The sequence below is a fragment of the Paraburkholderia sp. BR14312 genome (genome assembly GCF_040948675.1).
Lineage (GTDB): Bacteria > Pseudomonadota > Gammaproteobacteria > Burkholderiales > Burkholderiaceae > Paraburkholderia > Paraburkholderia nodosa_A.
The window spans coordinates 1-2830 of record NZ_JBFPKI010000046.1 but is presented as its reverse complement, the minus strand read 5'-3'; the positions used below and the strand labels follow the sequence as shown (position 1 = coordinate 2830).

Here is a 2830-nt window from a genome sequence, read left to right as displayed (position 1 = left end):
ACGCACCTGATCAAAAAGTGGCCTGATGTCGAACACCCGCAGTACAATCTAAGCACTACGCAGCACCTCCCTCCTGGCCTGTTCGACTTCACCGAAACGGGCGTTCAGCTTCCCCGAAATACGCACTTTGGGCATGATGCTGAAGGCTTGGCGGCGCACGGAACCGAATGGCAGGGTGTCGTCGAGGGCGTCATCTACGTAGAGCAGCAGAAGCCTGCCCACCTGCGCGGTTTCTATGGCCCAATTACGGAAAGTTCAAGACCCCGCCCTGTGCCGGGACGCGGCTTCCGGAGTCCTCGAGCAAGCTGTGCCAGACATCGTTAACTGGAAAGTTCCGCGACGGCGGCCCAATGCCGCCTATCGCGGTCGCGAATACCTGCTGGAAAAGGAGGTCGCGGACCTGATCGCCGCCGCTGCCCGCGAAGGGCGGCACGGCGCGCGCGATGCCGCGCTGATCTTGATCGCCTACCGTCACGGCCTGCGTGTCTCGGAACTGGTCAGCCTGCGCTGGGATCAGGTCGATCTGACGCAGGCCCTCGTGCATGTCGTGAGGCGCAAGCACGGCATGCCCGCCGTGCATCCGCTGCGCGGACCTGAACTGCGCGCGTTGCGGCGGCTGCGACGCGAGGGTCCGGACAGCGCCTACGTGTTCGTCAGCGAGCGCCAGGCACCTCTGACTCCGGATGCGGTGCGCAAGATCGTGACCCGCGCGGGCCAGCAGGCGGGGCTTGCGTTTCCGGTTCATCCGCACATGCTGCGTCACGCGACCGGCTACAAGCTGGCCAACGACGGACACGACACGCGCGCCATCCAGCATTACCTTGGCCACCGCAACATCCAGCACACCACGCGGTACACCGAACTGGCTTCGGACCGGTTCCGCGACTTCTGGCAGGCCTAACCTTTCCGGGCTACTGAACTCACGCCTATGTCGACCGAACGCATCCCGAACGCGCTTCAGACCCGCTACGACGAAATCACCGCGCTGACCGACGCCGTGTGTGGACAACACCTGACCGACGAGTACCGCGACCTTTGTCGCCGCATGGCGGCGCCCCTGTGCCGCAAACGCCCCTCGCCACTCATCAATGGCCCTGCGCGCTCATGGGCTTGCGGCATTGCCTACGCCGTGGGTCGGGTCAATGGCCTGTTCTACCGGGATCAGACGCCGCACATGCGGGCCGACGTGCTGTGCGAACACTTCAGGGTGAGCCCGAAGACCGGATCCGCCAAGGCCAGCGCCATCATCGCGATGCTGAAAATTGGCGCGATGGATCCGCGCTGGTCACTGCCCAGTCAGTTGGCCAGAAATCCCATGGCCTGGATGCTTGAGGTGAACGGCTACATCGTCGATGCGATTTCCAGGAGGAAGCCTGTCGTCGCGGCCTTATTCCCTACATTCCATAACCTAACCCTCTGTTTTCAGAAGCATTCCAAAATTATTGGGGTTTGGGCTTGGAACCCCTGATTCCTGTCGATCGGCAGCATGTGCCACTGGCATCCAAGGTACAGCGCCTTCAGGATGTAGTTGAAGATCCTGTACAGTGGCAGTCGCGGCAGCGGGCCACGACGACGCCGTGGCAAATGAGGCAAGACAAACTCGTTGAATTGCGCTTCGCTCAATTCAACCGTAATCCCTCGTCGGGCTTGGCGTTGGGCCATTTTCCATCATCAAAGCGATGGATTCTAGCCGCTTCGACGACAACCGCTCGAATCCCTTTACCCAGCTCACCTCTCCGCCTGTTTTTACACCTGAGAAAAACCTGCAACCAGTAGCACTACAGAAGTATCGGATAGCGAAGGAATGGACGCCGTGCTGCCCGCTGATGTGCCGATGGATCGGGTGATTGCCGATGGCGCGTACTACAGCATCGAGCGTACCGAAGCGCTTTCAGGCGCGGGCGTGACGCCCGTCATCCCACCGCCAGCTCACGCTGTCGGACACGGCGAGGAGCGAACCCGCCGGCATGACCAGATCGTCAGGTACATCGAGGACAAAGGCATCTATGCATTTCACAAGAAATACGGCTACGTGTGCGCTCGCTGGTCGAGGCGCAGATCTCGCGCATCAAGCGCTGCATCGGCGAGCGCCTGCTGACGCAGGAGCTTGCGTCGCAGGAAGGCGAAGGCATAATCATCGCCAACCTGCTGAACCGGTGGAACGCCTTCGGCAAACCGGTTTGCGTCAAAAATGCATAGTCGCGTCCATAGCACGGGAACTCGTACCCATCCGGACAAAGCCACTGGCGGTAACATCACCGGCGCGTTACTCCGCGCTGCGATCGCGCACGACCTCCTGATATCATCATATTCGCATACCGAAACATGTTGTCGCTTTGTCAGCATGCCGTGCCCGAAATGCATTGATGCTGCCGCTTTGGCTGACTGCCCTGTGGATGGTCAGCGGCGAAACTAGCAACCAGTTGGTCAACACGCCAGGACTGGCCGGTGGGCCTGCCGAAGCGATTCCACCGTTTGACGAACTCCGGCGCAGGATCGTCGTGTGGGCCAGCGCCAGACCCCGTTCCGCGATCATTTCGACCAGATCGCGCAAGCTAAGCTTGTAGCGCAGGTACCAGCGAACACACAGAATGATCACATCGCGGTCAAAGTGACGGCCAGCAAACAGTTCGTCCAGGCTCTTCAGCTTGCTCATCATCGGTTCTCAGTTCGTTCAGCCCGACACCTTAACCGATTCGCCCCCGCGCTATTTGCACCATGTATGGACGACTCCCTGTTGTCAAGCAGTCTCAGTTTTCTGGCATCCGGTCGAGGTTGCAGCCATGTATCCGGGCTCAGTTGGCAGCACTCGCTGCGGGCCCACGATGAA

The 2830-nt window shown here is 60.5% G+C and carries 3 protein-coding genes and 1 pseudogene; 3 read left to right on the top strand and 1 reads right to left on the bottom strand.

Going from position 1 to position 2830, the window contains the following annotated elements; all coding sequences use genetic code 11:
* Nucleotides 1-235 precede the first annotated feature (235 nt).
* The 3 genes from AB3X98_RS41875 (at nucleotide 236) to AB3X98_RS41865 (ending at nucleotide 2098) form a co-directional block, all read left to right on the top strand.
* Nucleotides 236-901 carry a tyrosine-type recombinase/integrase gene (locus AB3X98_RS41875; RefSeq protein ID WP_368607162.1) on the top strand — a complete coding sequence of 222 codons (666 nt, stop codon included), beginning with the start codon at nucleotides 236-238 and terminating at the stop codon, nucleotides 899-901.
* 27 nt (nucleotides 902-928) lie between these two features.
* The gene (locus tag AB3X98_RS41870) at nucleotides 929-1468 is read left to right on the top strand and encodes a DUF6398 domain-containing protein (protein ID WP_368607163.1); all 540 of its coding nucleotides are present in this window, start codon (nucleotides 929-931) and stop codon (nucleotides 1466-1468) included.
* Between the two features lie 336 nt (nucleotides 1469-1804).
* Nucleotides 1805-2098, top strand: a complete 294-nt coding sequence (locus AB3X98_RS41865; RefSeq protein WP_368610451.1) for a hypothetical protein — start codon at nucleotides 1805-1807, stop codon at nucleotides 2096-2098.
* A gap of 393 nt (nucleotides 2099-2491) precedes the next feature.
* Here AB3X98_RS41865 and AB3X98_RS41860 read toward each other — a convergent pair.
* Nucleotides 2492-2659, bottom strand: a pseudogene (locus AB3X98_RS41860) (IS6 family transposase); the annotation flags it as partial.
* Nucleotides 2660-2830 lie beyond the last annotated feature (171 nt).

What these genes read in the sequence shown, in the direction of transcription:
- AB3X98_RS41865 (WP_368610451.1), top strand. Translation starts at nt 1,805, where the DNA reads ATGGACGCCGTGCTGCCCGCTGATGTGCCGATGGATCGGGTGATTGCC.
- AB3X98_RS41875 (WP_368607162.1), top strand. Translation starts at nt 236, where the DNA reads ATGGCCCAATTACGGAAAGTTCAAGACCCCGCCCTGTGCCGGGACGCG.
- AB3X98_RS41870 (WP_368607163.1), top strand. Translation starts at nt 929, where the DNA reads ATGTCGACCGAACGCATCCCGAACGCGCTTCAGACCCGCTACGACGAA.